This window comes from Kosakonia oryzendophytica, assembly GCF_900094925.1.
In the GTDB taxonomy this organism is placed as follows: domain Bacteria; phylum Pseudomonadota; class Gammaproteobacteria; order Enterobacterales; family Enterobacteriaceae; genus Kosakonia; species Kosakonia oryzendophytica.
Genome location: NZ_FMAY01000008.1, coordinates 93,185 through 108,854, shown reverse-complemented (window position 1 = coordinate 108,854; position 15,670 = coordinate 93,185). Strand labels below are relative to the sequence as shown.

The window sequence follows — 15,670 nt, the reverse complement described above, 5'->3', positions numbered from 1 at the left end:
AGGTGCGCTTGTTGCCTGAACAGTCTGAAAAAACGCCTGCATAGGCAGGCGTTTTTGTCCGTGTTATTTGCCGGCTTTGGCCAGTTCTTTCACTAACGGCAGCATGATGCGCATAACATCACGACTGCGGCGTTCTATGCGTCCTGGCAGCGCCCGGTCAATATATTGCTGGTTATCCAGTCGCGGATTGTGATGGCTGACGCCGTCGGGAAAAGTTTTCGATTTTGCGCGTTGTTGTTCACCATCTTTATTGCCCAGCGACCAGTTCGTGGCCTCCACCGACAGCACCGGGATCCCCGCTTTATCAAACACTTCTGCATCGTTGCAGCAACTGGTGCCTTTAGGATAACTGGCGTTAAGCCCTGGGTTGCTCATGGCGAGAATACCCTGCGTACGGGCAAGCGCCAGCGCACGATCCCGCGTCAGTTTACGCACCGAAGCCGGGGTGTTTTTACCGCTATTAAAATAGAGTTTATCGCCGACGATCAGGTTGTTCAGATTGATCACAAGCAGGGTGTGTTTCTTCTCGGCTTCACTCATGCGATCGAGCAGGTTTTGTGCGCCGAGCTTGCCCTCTTCTTCACCGCTGGTGGCGATAAAACGAATGCTGTACTGCGTCGGCACCTGTTTGAGCGCCTGCGCCAGCTCCAGCATAACGCCCAGACTGGCGGCGTTATCATCGATTCCTTGTAAGGTTAAGCCGCCCAGATTGTTATCCACATCGGCGTCGCTGCGCGGCGCGTAGGTGTCGAGATGCGCCATAATAATAATTTGCAGCGGCGATTTGCCTTCATGCGCGGCGATCACCGTACTGCCGGTAACGTTTTGCCAGCTCTGCTGCTTATCTTTCGCCGTATAGCTGTAACGGGTTTTAAATTTACGGATATTGCTCTCATAACCCATCTGCATGAACTGCTGCTGCAAATAGTCGGCAGAGAGCATTTCCGCAGGTGTACCGGTCATTCGGCCTGGAAACAGAGTGGCAATATGGCGTGCCTGCTCATTAGCAAACTCACCGGGTTGGGAAGGGCGGGCATGCGCCGGAAGGATAAAGCATACGCCGAGCGCCAGGGCAGCGGTACGGTGGCGCAATGCGGAAAACATAGAGAGTCCTTTATGCAGCAAAAATTTTGACGCGCTTAGTATGAAACTGTGACCGGGTTTACACAATTTCATTTCTTCTTAACCGTGCGAAAAGACACGCGTTAAGCACTTTTTGATATTTGCTTTGCACAGGCGTTATTCCTTTGCGGAACTACTCATTCCAATTCGTAATTTCATTCGTTCTAAACCGCCCCCTATAGTCCCTGTATTGCTGGCTACGAGTGAGTTGTTGCGTTGTGGATTACCTTCCGCTGTTTGCTGCTGTAAAAGACCGCCCCGTTCTGGTGATTGGCGGTGGCGAAATTGCCGCGCGCAAAATCGCTTTTTTGCGTCGTGCAGGCGCACAGGTAAAGGTTGTGGCGCAACACCTGGATGCGTCGCTGCAACAGCTTGCTGAACGGCAGGCTATTCACTGGGTGGCGACAACCTTTGACGAGTCACAACTGGACAGCGTTTTTCTGGTGATTGCCGCCACCAATGATGCCGCGCTGAACCGCCGGGTATTTGATGCCGCCAACGCGCGCCACCGGCTGGTCAATGTGGTTGACGATCAGCCGCTGTGCTCCTTTATTTTCCCGTCGATTGTTGATCGTTCACCGCTACTGGTGGCGATCTCCTCCGGCGGTAACGCACCGGTATTGGCGCGCCTGTTGCGTGAAAAGATTGAAGCGTTGTTACCCGGCAATCTGGGGCGCATGGCGGACGTCGCCGGGCGCTGGCGCACACGTATTAAAGCATTTCGTCGGACCACCGATGAACGTCGCCGTTTTTGGGAAAGCGCCTTTCGCGGGCGTTTTGCCAGCCTGATGGCCGCAGGTGATGAACCCGCAGCGGAGAAAGCGCTGGAAGCGGAACTGACGCAGCCGGGCTCAGCGAGTGGGGAAATTATTCTGGTCGGCGCGGGGCCGGGCGACGCAGGCTTGCTGACGTTGCGCGGCTTGCAGGTGATTCAGCAAGCCGATGTGGTGTTTTACGATCATCTGGTCAGCGATGCGGTGCTGGAGCTGACCCGCCGGGATGCGGAAAAAATTTGTGTAGGTAAACGCGCCGGGGCACATGCGGTTGCACAACATGAAACCAATCGCATGCTGGTGGATGCCGCCCGCGAGGGCAAAACGGTAGTGCGCCTGAAGGGAGGCGATCCGTTTATTTTTGGTCGCGGTGGAGAAGAGTTACAGGCCGCAGCGGAAGCGGGTATTCCTTTTCAGGTGGTGCCGGGCGTGACGGCTGCATCCGGTGCGACCGCCTATGCGGGTATTCCACTGACACACCGGGACTTCGCGCAGAGCGTGACGTTCGTTACCGGGCATTATAAAGCCGATAGCACCCCCTTCGACTGGTCGCTGTTGGCGCAAAGCCGCCAGACGCTGGCTATCTATATGGGGACGATGAAGGCCGCGGAAATCAGCACGCAACTGATCGCCCACGGTCGTGATAACACTACGCCAGTGGCGGTCATCTCCCGCGGTACGCGCACGGATCAGCATGTGGCTACTGGCACATTAGAACAACTTGAGGAACTGGCGAAAGCCGCCCCAATGCCCGCCTTGTTAGTGGTGGGCGAGGTGGTTGGGCTTCATCGCGAACTCGCCTGGTTCCGGCATACGACAGGAACGGACGCGTTTGACGCTTCTGTGATTAATCTGGCTTAAGGAATGGTTATGGACCAAAAACGACTCACCCACCTGCGACAACTGGAGGCGGAAAGCATCCATATCATCCGCGAAGTGGCCGCCGAATTTTCCAACCCGGTGATGATGTATTCCATCGGCAAAGATTCCAGTGTGATGCTGCATCTTGCGCGTAAAGCCTTCTATCCGGGCACGCTGCCGTTCCCACTGCTGCATGTAGATACCGGCTGGAAATTCCGTGAGATGTATGAATTCCGTGACCGTACCGCGAAAGCCTACGGCTGTGAGCTGCTGGTGCATAAGAACCCGGAAGGGGTGGCAATGGGCATTAACCCGTTCGTGCACGGCAGTGCGAAACATACTGATATCATGAAAACCGAAGGGCTGAAGCAGGCGCTGAACAAATACGGTTTTGATGCTGCGTTCGGTGGCGCGCGTCGCGACGAAGAAAAATCCCGCGCCAAAGAGCGTATTTACTCGTTCCGTGACCGTTTCCACCGTTGGGACCCGAAAAACCAGCGCCCGGAGCTGTGGCATAATTACAATGGCCAGATTAACAAGGGCGAAAGCATTCGCGTGTTCCCGCTGTCAAACTGGACTGAACTGGATATCTGGCAGTACATCTACCTGGAAAATATCGAGATTGTTCCTCTGTATCTGGCGGCGGAACGTCCGGTGCTTGAGCGTGATGGCATGCTGATGATGATCGATGACGACCGAATCGATCTGCAACCGGGCGAAGTGATCGAACAACGAATGGTACGTTTCCGTACGCTGGGGTGCTGGCCTCTCACCGGTGCCGTGGAGTCGGATGCGCAAACGCTGCCTGAGATCATCGAAGAGATGCTGGTTTCCACCACCAGTGAACGTCAGGGCCGCGTGATTGACCGCGACCAGGCCGGCTCCATGGAGCTGAAAAAACGTCAGGGATATTTCTAAGGAGCCGCCATGAACACCACAATCGCACAACAAATTGCTAATGAAGGCGGCGTCGAAGCGTATCTGCATGCTCAGCAGCACAAAAGCCTGCTGCGCTTTCTGACCTGTGGCAGCGTCGATGACGGGAAAAGCACCCTGATTGGCCGCTTGTTGCATGACACCCGCCAGATTTATGAAGATCAGCTCTCTACGCTGCACAACGACAGCAAACGTCACGGTACGCAGGGTGAGAAGCTCGATCTGGCCTTGCTGGTGGATGGCCTGCAAGCAGAGCGTGAACAGGGCATCACCATTGACGTGGCCTATCGCTATTTCTCCACCGAAAAACGCAAATTTATCATTGCCGATACCCCAGGGCATGAACAGTACACCCGTAATATGGCGACCGGGGCCTCGACCTGTGATCTGGCGATCCTGCTGATCGATGCACGTAAAGGCGTGCTGGATCAGACGCGCCGTCACAGCTTTATCTCCACGCTGCTGGGTATTAAGCACCTGGTGGTGGCGGTCAACAAAATGGACCTGGTGGCATTTAGCGAAGAGACCTTCGAGAACATCCGTCAGGACTATTTGACCTTTGCAGAACAACTGCCAGGGAATCTGGATATCCGTTTTGTGCCGCTCTCGGCGCTGGAAGGCGACAACGTCGCAAGCCAGAGTCCGCAAATGCCATGGTACAGCGGTCCGACGCTGCTGGAAGTGCTGGAAACGGTTGAGATCCAGCGCGTGGTGGATACGCAGCCGATGCGCTTCCCGGTGCAGTATGTGAATCGCCCGAACCTCGATTTCCGTGGTTTTTCCGGTACGCTGGCGTCCGGTATTGTGAAAGTGGGTCAGCGCATTAAAGTCCTGCCGTCTGGCGTGGAGTCGTCAGTCGCCCGTATCGTCACTTTCGATGGCGATTTACCGGAAGCGGCCGCCGGTGAAGCGATTACGCTGGTGCTGAAAGACGAAATTGATATCAGCCGCGGCGATCTGATCCTCGATGCGCAGGAAACCCTGCCAGCAGTGCAGAGTGCTTCGCTCGATGTGGTGTGGATGGCAGAAAAACCGCTGCAACCGGGTCAAAGCTACGACATTAAAGTCGCCGGTAAAAAGACCCGCGCGCGCGTGGATAACATCCAGTATCAGGTTGACATCAATAACCTCACTCAGCGCCAGGTGGAAAGCCTGCCGTTGAACGGCATTGGGCTTGTCGATGTCACCTTTGATGAGCCGCTAACGCTCGATGCATACCAGCAGAACCCGGTTACCGGTGGCGTTATCTTTATTGACCGTCTAAGTAATGTAACCGTTGGGGCTGGCATGGTGCGTGAAGTTCATGCCGGGCAACAGACCCGCACTTCTGAATTCAGCGCCTTTGAGCTGGAGCTGAACCAGCTTATCCGCAAGCACTTCCCGCACTGGGGCGCACGCGATCTGCTGGGAGGTCAGTAATGGCGCAGCATGACGAAAATGTCGTCTGGCATGCACATCCGGTTACGGCTGAGCAGCGCGAACAACTCCACGGTCACCGTGGTGTTGTACTGTGGTTTACCGGGCTCTCCGGCTCGGGTAAATCAACCGTCGCCGGGGCGCTGGAAGAGGCGCTGCACCGCGCGGGCGTGAGCACCTATTTGCTGGATGGCGACAACGTTCGCCATGGGTTGTGCAGCGACCTGGGCTTTAGCGATGCCGATCGTAAAGAGAATATCCGCCGGGTGGGTGAAGTCGCCAGAGTGATGGTCGACGCAGGGCTGGTGGTGTTGACGGCGTTTATCTCTCCACACCGCGCGGAGCGCCAGATGGTGCGCGAGCGGCTTGGGGAAGGGCGTTTTATCGAAGTGTTTGTCGATACGCCATTGGCAATTTGCGAGGCACGCGATCCTAAGGGATTATATAAAAAAGCGCGTGCTGGCGAGCTGCGTAACTTCACCGGTATAGACTCGGTTTATGAAGCGCCGCTCTCTGCGGAGGTTCATCTCGATGGTGAACAATTGGTAACAAATTTGGTAAGCCAATTATTAGATCTCCTCCGACAGGGCGATATTATCAGATCCTGAGACGGTACTGGCGATACCCGTCGTCATCAGGTGACCCGGCATTAATTTCCACGTTGCCTGATGATTGCGCGTATCCCCCCTTTGCCGGTCGTTAAGGTAACAGGATCAGATATGCGTAATAGTCAGAACATCACCCTCTCCAGGTCGGAGTCGCTTTCTACGACGACCGCCGACGAAACCACATGGTCGCTCCCTGGGGCCGTTGTGGGGTTCGTTGCATGGCTGGTGGCGCTGGCGATCCCGTTTATGATTTACGGCCCCAACACGCTCTTTTTCTTTCTCTACACCTGGCCCTTCTTCCTTGCGCTGATGCCCGTTTCGGTGGTGGTTGGCATTGCGTTGCATTCACTGCTCGACGGTAAGTTGCTGTACAGTAGCGTGGCGACATTGCTGACCGTGATCGCCATGTTCGGCGTGCTGTTTATGTGGCTGCTCGGCTGAGGGCATGCATACGTCAAACCGTAACGCATGTTAAGACAATGTATCCGGGATACGGGGTGGGCTACGGTTCGGCAGTGAAATATGCTAAAGTCTGGCGCTTGTGCGGTATCACCAGACCCCGGAGTGGAGTCTGACGAAAAGTTATGGGATGATGATGCCGTTTTTCAGGGGGCAGGATGGGTAAACTAACGCTGCTATTGCTGGCTTTGCTGGTCTGGCTACAGTACTCACTGTGGTTTGGCAAGAATGGTCTGCACGATTACGGCCGCGTCAGCGAAGATGTAGCGGCACAACAGGCGACTAACGCCAAATTAAAAGCGCGCAACGATCAGCTTTTCGCCGAAATTGACGATCTCAACGGCGGTCAGGAAGCGATTGAGGAACGCGCACGCAACGAATTGACCATGACCAAACCGGGCGAAACATTCTATCGTCTGGTGCCGGACGCATCGAAACGCGCGCCGGGGTCAACGCAAAACACGCAGAATTCACAAAATACACAAAACAGACCTTAACAGTCCCGGGTTTACGACATGTCAGCAATGATACCGGACGTCTGTGCCGTGGTGCCGGCAGCCGGATTCGGCCGCCGCATGCAAACGGAATGTCCTAAGCAATATCTCTCCATTGGCGATAAAACGATCCTTGAGCATGCGGTTTCCGCGCTGCTCGTTAACCCGCGCGTTGGCCGGGTGATCATCGCCGTCAGCCCTGGCGACGAACGTTTTGCCCGCTTACCGCTCGCCCGTCATCCACAGATCACCGTCGTGGACGGTGGCGCTGAACGCGCCGATTCCGTGCTCGCTGGTTTGAAAGCCGCCGTGGGCGCGCAGTGGGTGCTGGTGCATGATGCCGCGCGTCCTTGCCTGTGTCAGGATGATTTAAACCGCCTGCTGCAACTGCGCGAAACCAGCCGCGTCGGCGGTATTCTTGCCTCCCCCGTACGCGACACCATGAAGCGTGCCGAGCCAGGTAAAACCGCCATTGCCCATACGGTTGAACGTAATGATTTATGGCATGCGCTGACGCCGCAGTTTTTCCCGCTGGAACTCCTTCACGATTGCCTGATTCGGGCGATGAATGAAGGGGCTATCATCACCGATGAGGCCTCCGCGCTGGAACATTGTGGCTTTCACCCGGAATTGGTTGCCGGGCGTGCGGATAATATTAAAGTCACCCGACCTGAAGATTTACGACTCGCAGAATTCTATCTGACCCATTCAGACCTCCAGGAGAAAGCATAAATGCGCATTGGACACGGTTTTGACGTACACGCGTTTGGCGGCGAAGGCCCGATAATCATCGGCGGCGTGCGCATTCCTTACGAAAAAGGCCTGTTGGCGCATTCCGATGGTGACGTCGCGCTACATGCGCTCACGGACGCCCTGCTTGGCGCAGCGGCGTTGGGCGACATCGGTAAACTGTTTCCGGATACCGATCCGGCGTTTAAGGGCGCGGATAGCCGCGGGCTGCTGCGTGAAGCGTGGCGTCGCATCCAGGCCAAAGGCTATACACTTGGCAACGTCGATGTGACGATCATCGCCGAGGCGCCGAAAATGTTACCGCACATTCCGCAGATGCGCGTGTTTATTGCCGAAGATCTTGGCTGCCACATGGATGACGTCAACGTGAAAGCCACGACCACCGAAAAGCTTGGCTTTACCGGTCGTGGCGAAGGCATTGCCTGTGAAGCGGTGGTGTTGCTGGTGAAGGCGGCAAAATGATCGATTTTGAGAATCTGACCTGGTTGCATGGCAAACCGACAGCGACGGGCATTTTAAAAGCCAACCCGGAAGATTTTGTGGTGGTGGAAGATCTCGGTTTCGAGCCAGACGGCGAGGGCGAGCATATTCTTGTACGTATTCTGAAAAACGGCTGTAACACGCGTTTTGTTGCGGATGCGCTGGCAAAATTCCTTAAAATTCCCGCGCGGGAAGTGAGTTTTGCCGGGCAGAAAGATAAGCATGCTGTCACAGAGCAGTGGTTGTGCGCTCGTGTGCCGGGGAATGCCATGCCGGATCTCAGCGCCTTTGAGCTGGAAGGGTGCAAAGTGCTGGAGTATGCCCGTCATAAACGTAAGTTGCGCCTCGGTGCTTTGCAGGGTAATGCGTTTACGGTGGTATTGCGTGAGGTGAGCGATCGCGCGGATGTCGAATCACGTTTGCAGGCCATTGCGGAGCGCGGTGTGCCGAACTATTTCGGCGCTCAGCGCTTTGGCATTGGCGGCAGTAACGTCCAGGGCGCGTTGCGCTGGGCGCAAAGCAATGCCCCGGTGCGCGATCGCAACAAACGCAGTTTTTGGTTGTCGGCGGCCCGCAGTGCGTTGTTTAATCAAATGGTTAGCGAGCGTCTGAAAAAACCGGACTTTAATCAAGTTGTTGACGGCGATGCGCTACAATTAGCGGGGCGCGGAAGCTGGTTCGTCGCAACCGAGGACGAACGCGCTGACGTGCAGGCTCGCGTGGATGCCAAAGCGTTAATGATCACCGCATCGCTGCCTGGCTGCGGCGAATGGGGAGCGCAGCGTGAGGCGCTGGCCTTTGAGCAACACGCTATCGCCGACGCGCCGGAATTACAGGCGCTGCTGGTGCGGGAAAAAGTCGAGGCGGCGCGCCGCGCGATGCTGCTTTACCCGCAGTCGCTTCGCTGGAACTGGTGGGATGACGTTACCGTCGAGCTACGTTTCTGGCTCCCGGCGGGAAGTTTTGCCACCAGTGTGGTCAGGGAACTTATCAACACATCGGGTGATTATGCGAATATTGCTGAGTAACGATGACGGGATCCATGCGCCGGGCATTCAGACGCTGGCAAAGGCTCTCCGGGAGTTTGCCGACGTACAAGTTGTCGCACCCGATCGTAACCGCAGCGGCGCGTCTAATTCGCTTACGCTTGAATCTTCACTTCGCACCTTCACGTTTGATAACGGCGATATCGCCGTACAGATGGGCACGCCAACGGATTGTGTCTATCTGGGCGTGAATGCGCTGATGCGCCCGCGTCCGGATGTGGTTATCTCCGGTATTAATGCCGGGCCGAATCTTGGCGATGATGTTATCTACTCCGGCACCGTTGCTGCTGCAATGGAAGGTCGTCATTTGGGATTCCCGGCGCTGGCTGTGTCGCTCAACGGGCATACCCATTATGCAACGGCGGCGGCCGTCACCTGCTCAATTCTGCGTGCACTTAACCGTGAGCCGCTGCGTACCGGTCGTATCCTGAATATCAATGTGCCGGATCTTCCGCTTGAGGAGATCAAAGGCATTCGCGTGACCCGCTGCGGCAGCCGTCATCCCGCCGATCAGGTGATTCCGCAGCAGGATCCGCGTGGCAACACGCTGTACTGGATTGGCCCTCCGGGGGAAAAATGTGACGCCGGACCGGACACCGATTTTGCTGCCATCGACGAGGGGTATGTGTCGGTGACGCCGCTGCATGTGGATTTAACCGCTTACAGCGCGCATGATGTGGTCTCGGGCTGGTTGGAGCGAGCCGGGGTGAACAGGCAATGGTAAGCAAACGCGTTCAGGATCTTCTCACGCAATTACGTGCGCAGGGCATTAAAAACGAGCAAGTGCTTGAGGCCTTGTCGCGCGTGCCGCGCGAGAAATTTATCGATGAAGCGTTTGAACACAAAGCGTGGGATAACGTTGCGCTGCCGATTGGCCAGGGGCAAACCATTTCCCAGCCTTACATGGTGGCGCGTATGACGGAGCTACTGGAGTTGACGCCCGCCTCCCGCGTGCTGGAGATTGGCACCGGATCCGGCTACCAGACGGCGATTCTGGCGCAACTGGTGCACCACGTCTGTTCCGTTGAACGCATCAAAGGGCTACAGTGGCAGGCGCGTCGCCGCCTGAAACAGCTTGATTTACATAATGTTTCTACACGTCACGGCGATGGCTGGCAAGGGTGGCAGGCCCGTGCGCCGTTTGATGCCATCATCGTGACCGCCGCACCGCCGGAGATTCCGGCTGCGCTGATGGCGCAACTGGATGAAGGCGGAATTCTCGTTTTGCCCGTGGGCGACGAACACCAACAACTGAAGCGTGTTCGTCGGCGGGGCAGCGAATTTATTATCGATACCGTGGAAGCCGTACGTTTTGTCCCGCTGGTGCGGGGCGAACTGGCCTGAGAAACAGAGTTTTCCTGGGTTTTTCAGGCGATAACAGCGTATGGTGGGCAAATTTGCCGCTGACGTACACGGTAATTATTAAGTCATTGGTATCATACATATTGTTGGGGGAAAAATGAGCACGGGAAGCCCTAAATTCACCGTAAGTCGTATTGCGGCATTGTCGCTGGTTTCACTTTGGCTGGCAGGGTGTTCAAATTCCACTAACGCGCCTGCGCCAGTGAGCTCGGTTGGCGGTAACGCCGGTACAAGTTCCCATTCCGGTTCAGGAATGCTCATCACACCGCCGCCCAAAATTGGCTCGGCATCGCAGCAGCAACCGGCAATCCAGCCGGTTCAGCGCCACAGCGTTCAGCCTGCGCAAATCCAACCGGTCGCCCAGCAGCCTGTGCAGACCGTGAACGGGCGCATTGTCTATAACCGCCAGTACGGCAATATTCCAAAAGGCAGCTATGCCGGCGGCAGTACTTACACCGTTAAACGTGGTGACACGCTGTTTTATATTGCGTGGATCACCGGGAACGATTTCCGTGATTTAGCGCAACGCAATCATGTCGCTGCGCCGTATAGTCTGGAAGTCGGACAAACGCTCCAGGTGGGTAATGCATCTGGTGCGCCAATAACAGGTGGTAATGCAATAACTCAGGCTGATGCATCTGCGCAAGGAATCGTCTCAAAACCTGCACAAAATTCAACCGTGGTGGTTGCTTCGAAACCGACAATTACGTATTCTGAAGATTCAGGTGAACAAAGTGCTAATAAAATGTTGCCTAACAACAAGCCTGCGACCGTGGTCACAGCGCCTGTTACGGCACCTTCTGTCAGCACGACCGAACCGACTGTCAGCAGTACATCAACCAGCTCGCCAATCTCAGCATGGCGCTGGCCGACTGACGGCAAAGTTATCGACAACTTCTCTGCTACCGAAGGTGGCAATAAAGGGGTCGATATCTCGGGTAGCAAAGGACAGGCTATTGTCGCGACCGCAGATGGGCGCGTCGTTTATGCCGGTAATGCGCTGCGCGGTTACGGGAATCTCATCATCATTAAACATAACGATGATTACCTGAGTGCCTACGCCCATAACGATACGATGCTGGTCCGGGAACAACAAGAAGTTAAGGCGGGGCAGAAAATAGCTACCATGGGTAGCACCGGCACCAGTTCTACACGCTTGCATTTTGAAATTCGTTACAAGGGGAAATCCGTAAACCCGCTGCGTTATTTGCCGCAGCGATAAATCGGTGCAAAGTGGTTGAAGCACTCCCCATTTGAGCCATTGCAGCGTGCGCAGATGCCGCTGCAATGAGCACAGTGATGAGTGTTCCGGTGCTTTGCCCAGGGATCACGGGTAGGAGCCACCTTATGAGTCAGAATACGCTGAAAGTTCATGATCTAAATGAAGATGCGGAATTTGATGAGAACGGAGCAGAGGTTTTTGACGAAAAAGCCTTAGTAGAAGAGGAACCCAGTGATAACGACCTGGCGGAAGAAGAGCTGTTATCGCAGGGTGCTACCCAGCGTGTTTTAGACGCAACTCAGCTATACCTTGGGGAAATCGGGTATTCCCCACTATTGACGGCCGAAGAAGAAGTCTATTTCGCACGCCGTGCATTACGAGGTGACGTAGCCTCACGCCGTCGCATGATTGAAAGTAACCTGCGTCTGGTGGTGAAGATTGCCCGTCGTTACAGCAATCGTGGTCTGGCGCTGCTGGATCTGATTGAAGAGGGCAACCTGGGGTTAATCCGCGCCGTTGAGAAGTTTGACCCGGAACGTGGGTTCCGTTTCTCGACTTACGCCACCTGGTGGATCCGTCAGACCATTGAACGGGCGATCATGAATCAAACCCGTACCATTCGTCTGCCGATTCACATTGTGAAAGAGCTGAACGTTTATCTGCGCACCGCGCGTGAGTTGTCCCATAAGCTGGACCACGAACCGAGTGCGGAAGAGATAGCCGAACAGCTTGATAAACCTGTTGATGATGTCAGCCGTATGCTGCGTCTCAACGAGCGCATTACCTCAGTTGATACACCGCTGGGCGGTGATTCTGAAAAAGCGCTGCTGGATATCCTGGCCGATGAGAAAGATAACGGCCCGGAAGACACCACGCAGGACGATGATATGAAACAGAGCATCGTCAAATGGCTGTTCGAACTGAATGCCAAACAGCGTGAAGTGCTGGCGCGTCGTTTCGGTCTGCTGGGTTATGAAGCTGCGACGCTCGAAGATGTGGGCCGCGAAATTGGCCTCACTCGTGAACGTGTTCGCCAGATTCAGGTTGAAGGTCTGCGTCGTTTGCGCGAAATCCTGCAAACGCAAGGGCTGAATATCGAAGCGCTGTTCCGCGAATAAGCACCCATTCAAGCCAAAAAGGCCGGTCGCAGATGACCCGGCCTTTTTCATTTCTGGCATTACGCTTTTGCCATCATCTTCCTGATGAGCAGCGAAAACGCCTGTCGTTCCTCAGCGGTAAGTCGGCCTAAAAACGCTTCGTCCACGTCGTTGCCAACAGGAATGCTCGCCGCCAGCAATGTTTCGCCTTCTTTCGTCAGATAAACAAACCGTCGACGCTTATCCGCAGGATCGCTTTCACGACGCACCAACCCACGGCTCTCCATGCGGCTGAGCATCTCCGCCAGCGTTGCTTTCGTGCTGACCGCCGCTTCCGTCAATATCACCTGTTCAATCCCCGGATGTTCGGCAATGGAGCGTAACACCGAATACTGCGGCTTTGTCAGCGTTGGCAACGCTTGCTGCCATTGCGCTGTGTGCTGCTGAAAGAGCTGGCGTAACAGGTGAAACGCTTCGTTTCTTAATTCCATGTGCACTCCACATCATGATCTTCCTTTTATCATAGCGGCTTCCGCGCCGCTTTATAACGCCTCTGTTTTTAACCTTTTATGCGACTAACGCCGTGACTCTCTTGTCACTCTTTTGGGGCAAGCGTAAGTTATTGGCACAATGTTCGTGTACGAACAAAATAAGGTGCCAGATGAAACTGATTGTAGGAATGACCGGCGCAACGGGCGCGCCATTAGCGGTGGCGCTATTGCAGGCATTGCAAGCGATGCCAGACGTCGAAAGCCATCTGGTGATGTCGAAATGGGCAAAAACCACCATTGAGCTGGAAACGCCTTTTCGCGCCCGCGATGTCGCCGCGCTGGCGGATTACTGCCATAACCCGGCGGATCAGGCAGCCACGATCTCATCCGGATCTTTCCATACCGACGGCATGATCATTATCCCCTGCAGTATGAAAACACTGGCTGGTATTCGCGCGGGTTATGCTGAAGGGCTGGTAGGACGCGCCGCCGATGTGGTGCTGAAAGAGGGACGTAAGTTAGTGCTGGTCCCGCGCGAAATGCCACTGAGCGCCATCCATCTGGAAAACATGCTGGCGCTGTCCCGACTTGGCGTCGCCATGGTGCCGCCGATGCCCGCGTATTACAACCATCCGCAGACGGTTGAAGACATCACGCTGCATATTGTTGCGCGCGTGCTGGATCAGTTTGGTCTGTCGCTGCCGCAGGCCAAACGTTGGGCCGGCTTGCAGGCGGCACAGAATTTTTCACAGGAGAATGCATAATGGCTTTTGATGATTTGCGTGGTTTTTTAAACGCGCTGGAAGACCAGGGACAACTGCTCAGGATCAGTGAAGAGGTCAATGCCGAGCCGGATCTGGCCGCCGCTGCGAACGCGACAGGCCGCATCGGTGAAGGCGCGCCCGCACTGTGGTTCGATAATATTCGCGGCTTTGTGGATGCCCGCGTAGCCATGAATACCATCGGTTCGTGGCAAAACCATGCGATTTCCATGGGACTACCACCCAATACCCCCGTGAAGCAGCAGATTGATGAATTTATTCGCCGTTGGGATACCTTCCCGGTTGCGCCAGAACGCCGCGACAATCCCCCATGGGCGGAGAACTGCGTTGACGGTGACGACATCAACTTATTCGACATTCTGCCGCTGTTCCGCCTCAACGATGGCGATGGCGGATTTTACCTCGATAAAGCCTGCGTGGTTTCTCGCGACCCGACCGATCCCGACCATTTTGGTAAACAGAATGTCGGTATCTACCGCATGGAAGTCAAAGGTAAACGCAAGTTGGGCCTGCAACCGGTGCCGATGCATGACATCGCGCTGCACCTGCATAAAGCGGAAGAGCGCGGTGAAGATTTACCCATAGTGATTTCGCTGGGTAATGAACCGATCATCACGCTAATGGGCGCAACGCCGCTGAAATACGATCAATCGGAATATGAAATGGCGGGAGCGCTGCGCGAAAAAGCGTATCCGATTGCCACCGCGCCGCTGACTGGTTTCGATGTGCCGTGGGGGTCTGAAGTGATCCTCGAAGGGGTGATAGAAGGGCGTAAGCGTGAAATCGAAGGGCCATTTGGTGAGTTCACCGGGCACTATTCCGGCGGGCGCAATATGACGGTGGTGCGCATTGATAAAGTCTCTTACCGCAACCAGCCGATTTTTGAATCACTCTATCTTGGCATGCCCTGGACAGAGATTGATTATCTGATTGGGCCTGCCACCTGTGTTCCTCTGTATCAGCAACTCAAAGCCGAGTTTCCGGAAGTCCAGGCGGTGAACGCCATGTATACGCACGGGTTGCTGGCCATCATCTCAACAAAAAAACGCTACGGTGGTTTTGCCCGCGCCGTTGGGTTGCGCGCCATGACCACGCCGCACGGGTTGGGCTATGTGAAGATGGTGATCATGGTGGATGAAGATGTCGATCCGTTTAACTTGCCGCAGGTGATGTGGGCACTGTCGTCAAAAGTGAACCCCGCAGGCGATCTGGTTCAGTTGCCGAATATGTCGGTACTGGAGCTGGATCCGGGATCCAGCCCGGCAGGGATCACCGACAAACTGATTATCGATGCAACCACGCCAGTCGCACCGGATAACCGCGGTCACTATAGCCAGCCGGTGCGCGATCTGCCGGAGACCAAAGCCTGGACCGAAAAACTAACCGCCATGCTGGCGAATCGTCGATAAGGAGCGAATGATGATATGCCCACGTTGTGCCGATGAGCAGATTGAAGTGATGGCGACCTCGCCAGTCAAAGGGGTCTGGACGGTTTATCAGTGCCAGCACTGTTTATATACCTGGCGAGATACTGAGCCACTGCGCCGCACCAGCCGTGAACACTACCCGGAAGCGTTTCGGATGACGCAACAGGATATTGATAACGCGCCGCAAGTCCCGACCATTCCACCACTGTTGACGAAATGAGTCGTTCCCCTCATTTCCTCCAGGAGGAATGAGGGGGCCCTTCTCCCAGTGTGAGAAAACCTGCGTGAGTGCTCGGTTTTCTCCCTCTCCCGGGGTGAGTGCTCGGTTTTCTCCCTCTCTCTGT

General features: G+C 55.4%; 18 protein-coding genes. 16 read left to right on the top strand and 2 right to left on the bottom strand.

Annotated elements, in window-relative coordinates:
* Positions 1 to 63: 63 nt before the first annotated feature.
* A complete protein-coding gene (locus GA0061071_RS14800) occupies positions 64 to 1,104 on the bottom strand; it encodes an aminopeptidase (RefSeq protein ID WP_061493347.1) in 1,041 nt (346 codons plus the stop codon).
* A 236-nt stretch (positions 1,105 to 1,340) separates the two neighbouring features.
* Here GA0061071_RS14800 and cysG point away from each other — a divergent pair, with 236 nt between their 5' ends.
* The 13 genes from cysG (at position 1,341) to rpoS (ending at position 12,647) form a co-directional block, all read left to right on the top strand.
* The gene (cysG, locus tag GA0061071_RS14795; protein WP_061493348.1) at positions 1,341 to 2,756 is read left to right on the top strand and encodes a siroheme synthase CysG; all 1,416 of its coding nucleotides are present in this window, start codon (positions 1,341 to 1,343) and stop codon (positions 2,754 to 2,756) included.
* A 9-nt stretch (positions 2,757 to 2,765) separates the two neighbouring features.
* On the top strand, positions 2,766 to 3,674 hold the full coding sequence (gene cysD / locus GA0061071_RS14790; RefSeq protein WP_061493349.1) for a sulfate adenylyltransferase subunit CysD: 909 nt from the start codon (positions 2,766 to 2,768) through the stop codon (positions 3,672 to 3,674).
* 9 nt (positions 3,675 to 3,683) lie between these two features.
* Entirely contained in the window at positions 3,684 to 5,111 is a 1,428-nt protein-coding gene (gene cysN / locus GA0061071_RS14785) for a sulfate adenylyltransferase subunit CysN (RefSeq protein ID WP_061493350.1), read from the top strand.
* Entirely contained in the window at positions 5,111 to 5,716 is a 606-nt protein-coding gene (gene cysC, locus GA0061071_RS14780; RefSeq protein ID WP_061493351.1) for an adenylyl-sulfate kinase, read from the top strand. The genes cysN and cysC overlap by 1 nt, the downstream gene beginning before the upstream one ends.
* A gap of 111 nt (positions 5,717 to 5,827) precedes the next feature.
* Complete coding sequence (locus GA0061071_RS14775) at positions 5,828 to 6,157, top strand: DUF3561 family protein (protein WP_061493352.1); 330 nt, start codon at positions 5,828 to 5,830, stop codon at positions 6,155 to 6,157.
* A 176-nt stretch (positions 6,158 to 6,333) separates the two neighbouring features.
* Complete coding sequence (ftsB, locus tag GA0061071_RS14770) at positions 6,334 to 6,672, top strand: cell division protein FtsB (RefSeq protein WP_061493353.1); 339 nt, start codon at positions 6,334 to 6,336, stop codon at positions 6,670 to 6,672.
* An 18-nt stretch (positions 6,673 to 6,690) separates the two neighbouring features.
* On the top strand, positions 6,691 to 7,401 hold the full coding sequence (gene ispD, locus GA0061071_RS14765; protein ID WP_061493354.1) for a 2-C-methyl-D-erythritol 4-phosphate cytidylyltransferase: 711 nt from the start codon (positions 6,691 to 6,693) through the stop codon (positions 7,399 to 7,401).
* Positions 7,402 to 7,881, top strand: coding sequence for a 2-C-methyl-D-erythritol 2,4-cyclodiphosphate synthase (gene ispF, locus GA0061071_RS14760; RefSeq protein ID WP_088237795.1), 480 nt, complete (start codon positions 7,402 to 7,404; stop codon positions 7,879 to 7,881).
* Positions 7,878 to 8,927 carry a tRNA pseudouridine(13) synthase TruD gene (truD, locus tag GA0061071_RS14755; RefSeq protein ID WP_061493356.1) on the top strand — a complete coding sequence of 350 codons (1,050 nt, stop codon included), beginning with the start codon at positions 7,878 to 7,880 and terminating at the stop codon, positions 8,925 to 8,927. The genes ispF and truD overlap by 4 nt, the downstream gene beginning before the upstream one ends.
* Positions 8,908 to 9,669, top strand: a complete 762-nt coding sequence (gene surE, locus GA0061071_RS14750; RefSeq protein WP_088237796.1) for a 5'/3'-nucleotidase SurE — start codon at positions 8,908 to 8,910, stop codon at positions 9,667 to 9,669. The genes truD and surE overlap by 20 nt, the downstream gene beginning before the upstream one ends.
* Entirely contained in the window at positions 9,663 to 10,289 is a 627-nt protein-coding gene (locus GA0061071_RS14745; RefSeq protein ID WP_061493358.1) for a protein-L-isoaspartate(D-aspartate) O-methyltransferase, read from the top strand. The genes surE and GA0061071_RS14745 overlap by 7 nt, the downstream gene beginning before the upstream one ends.
* A gap of 115 nt (positions 10,290 to 10,404) precedes the next feature.
* Positions 10,405 to 11,529, top strand: coding sequence for a murein hydrolase activator NlpD (nlpD, locus tag GA0061071_RS14740; RefSeq protein WP_061493359.1), 1,125 nt, complete (start codon positions 10,405 to 10,407; stop codon positions 11,527 to 11,529).
* A gap of 125 nt (positions 11,530 to 11,654) precedes the next feature.
* Positions 11,655 to 12,647, top strand: coding sequence for an RNA polymerase sigma factor RpoS (gene rpoS, locus GA0061071_RS14735; RefSeq protein WP_061493360.1), 993 nt, complete (start codon positions 11,655 to 11,657; stop codon positions 12,645 to 12,647).
* A 59-nt stretch (positions 12,648 to 12,706) separates the two neighbouring features.
* Here rpoS and GA0061071_RS14730 read toward each other — a convergent pair whose 3' ends face one another.
* Positions 12,707 to 13,117: a MarR family winged helix-turn-helix transcriptional regulator gene (locus GA0061071_RS14730; RefSeq protein WP_061493361.1), complete on the bottom strand. Its 411-nt coding sequence runs from the start codon at positions 13,115 to 13,117 to the stop codon at positions 12,707 to 12,709.
* A 170-nt stretch (positions 13,118 to 13,287) separates the two neighbouring features.
* On the opposite strand from GA0061071_RS14730, the gene GA0061071_RS14725 reads away from it, so the two are divergent.
* Genes GA0061071_RS14725 through GA0061071_RS14715 form a run of 3 tightly spaced genes read left to right on the top strand, consistent with a single transcriptional unit; the run spans position 13,288 to position 15,546 of the window.
* Positions 13,288 to 13,881 carry a non-oxidative hydroxyarylic acid decarboxylases subunit B gene (locus tag GA0061071_RS14725; protein WP_061493362.1) on the top strand — a complete coding sequence of 198 codons (594 nt, stop codon included), beginning with the start codon at positions 13,288 to 13,290 and terminating at the stop codon, positions 13,879 to 13,881.
* Entirely contained in the window at positions 13,881 to 15,308 is a 1,428-nt protein-coding gene (locus GA0061071_RS14720) for a non-oxidative hydroxyarylic acid decarboxylases subunit C (RefSeq protein ID WP_088237797.1), read from the top strand. The genes GA0061071_RS14725 and GA0061071_RS14720 overlap by 1 nt, the downstream gene beginning before the upstream one ends.
* A gap of 10 nt (positions 15,309 to 15,318) precedes the next feature.
* Positions 15,319 to 15,546 carry a non-oxidative hydroxyarylic acid decarboxylases subunit D gene (locus GA0061071_RS14715; RefSeq protein WP_061493364.1) on the top strand — a complete coding sequence of 76 codons (228 nt, stop codon included), beginning with the start codon at positions 15,319 to 15,321 and terminating at the stop codon, positions 15,544 to 15,546.
* Positions 15,547 to 15,670: the final 124 nt, after the last annotated feature.

Excerpts from the sequence above, each read along its gene's own strand:
- GA0061071_RS14800 (WP_061493347.1), bottom strand. The coding sequence starts at position 1,104 with ATGTTTTCCGCATTGCGCCACCGTACCGCTGCCCTGGCGCTCGGCGTA.
- cysD (WP_061493349.1), top strand. The coding sequence starts at position 2,766 with ATGGACCAAAAACGACTCACCCACCTGCGACAACTGGAGGCGGAAAGC.
- cysN (WP_061493350.1), top strand. The coding sequence starts at position 3,684 with ATGAACACCACAATCGCACAACAAATTGCTAATGAAGGCGGCGTCGAA.
- cysC (WP_061493351.1), top strand. The coding sequence starts at position 5,111 with ATGGCGCAGCATGACGAAAATGTCGTCTGGCATGCACATCCGGTTACG.
- GA0061071_RS14775 (WP_061493352.1), top strand. The coding sequence starts at position 5,828 with ATGCGTAATAGTCAGAACATCACCCTCTCCAGGTCGGAGTCGCTTTCT.
- ftsB (WP_061493353.1), top strand. The coding sequence starts at position 6,334 with ATGGGTAAACTAACGCTGCTATTGCTGGCTTTGCTGGTCTGGCTACAG.
- ispD (WP_061493354.1), top strand. The coding sequence starts at position 6,691 with ATGTCAGCAATGATACCGGACGTCTGTGCCGTGGTGCCGGCAGCCGGA.
- ispF (WP_088237795.1), top strand. The coding sequence starts at position 7,402 with ATGCGCATTGGACACGGTTTTGACGTACACGCGTTTGGCGGCGAAGGC.
- truD (WP_061493356.1), top strand. The coding sequence starts at position 7,878 with ATGATCGATTTTGAGAATCTGACCTGGTTGCATGGCAAACCGACAGCG.
- surE (WP_088237796.1), top strand. The coding sequence starts at position 8,908 with ATGCGAATATTGCTGAGTAACGATGACGGGATCCATGCGCCGGGCATT.
- GA0061071_RS14745 (WP_061493358.1), top strand. The coding sequence starts at position 9,663 with ATGGTAAGCAAACGCGTTCAGGATCTTCTCACGCAATTACGTGCGCAG.
- nlpD (WP_061493359.1), top strand. The coding sequence starts at position 10,405 with ATGAGCACGGGAAGCCCTAAATTCACCGTAAGTCGTATTGCGGCATTG.
- rpoS (WP_061493360.1), top strand. The coding sequence starts at position 11,655 with ATGAGTCAGAATACGCTGAAAGTTCATGATCTAAATGAAGATGCGGAA.
- GA0061071_RS14730 (WP_061493361.1), bottom strand. The coding sequence starts at position 13,117 with ATGGAATTAAGAAACGAAGCGTTTCACCTGTTACGCCAGCTCTTTCAG.
- GA0061071_RS14725 (WP_061493362.1), top strand. The coding sequence starts at position 13,288 with ATGAAACTGATTGTAGGAATGACCGGCGCAACGGGCGCGCCATTAGCG.
- GA0061071_RS14720 (WP_088237797.1), top strand. The coding sequence starts at position 13,881 with ATGGCTTTTGATGATTTGCGTGGTTTTTTAAACGCGCTGGAAGACCAG.
- GA0061071_RS14715 (WP_061493364.1), top strand. The coding sequence starts at position 15,319 with ATGATATGCCCACGTTGTGCCGATGAGCAGATTGAAGTGATGGCGACC.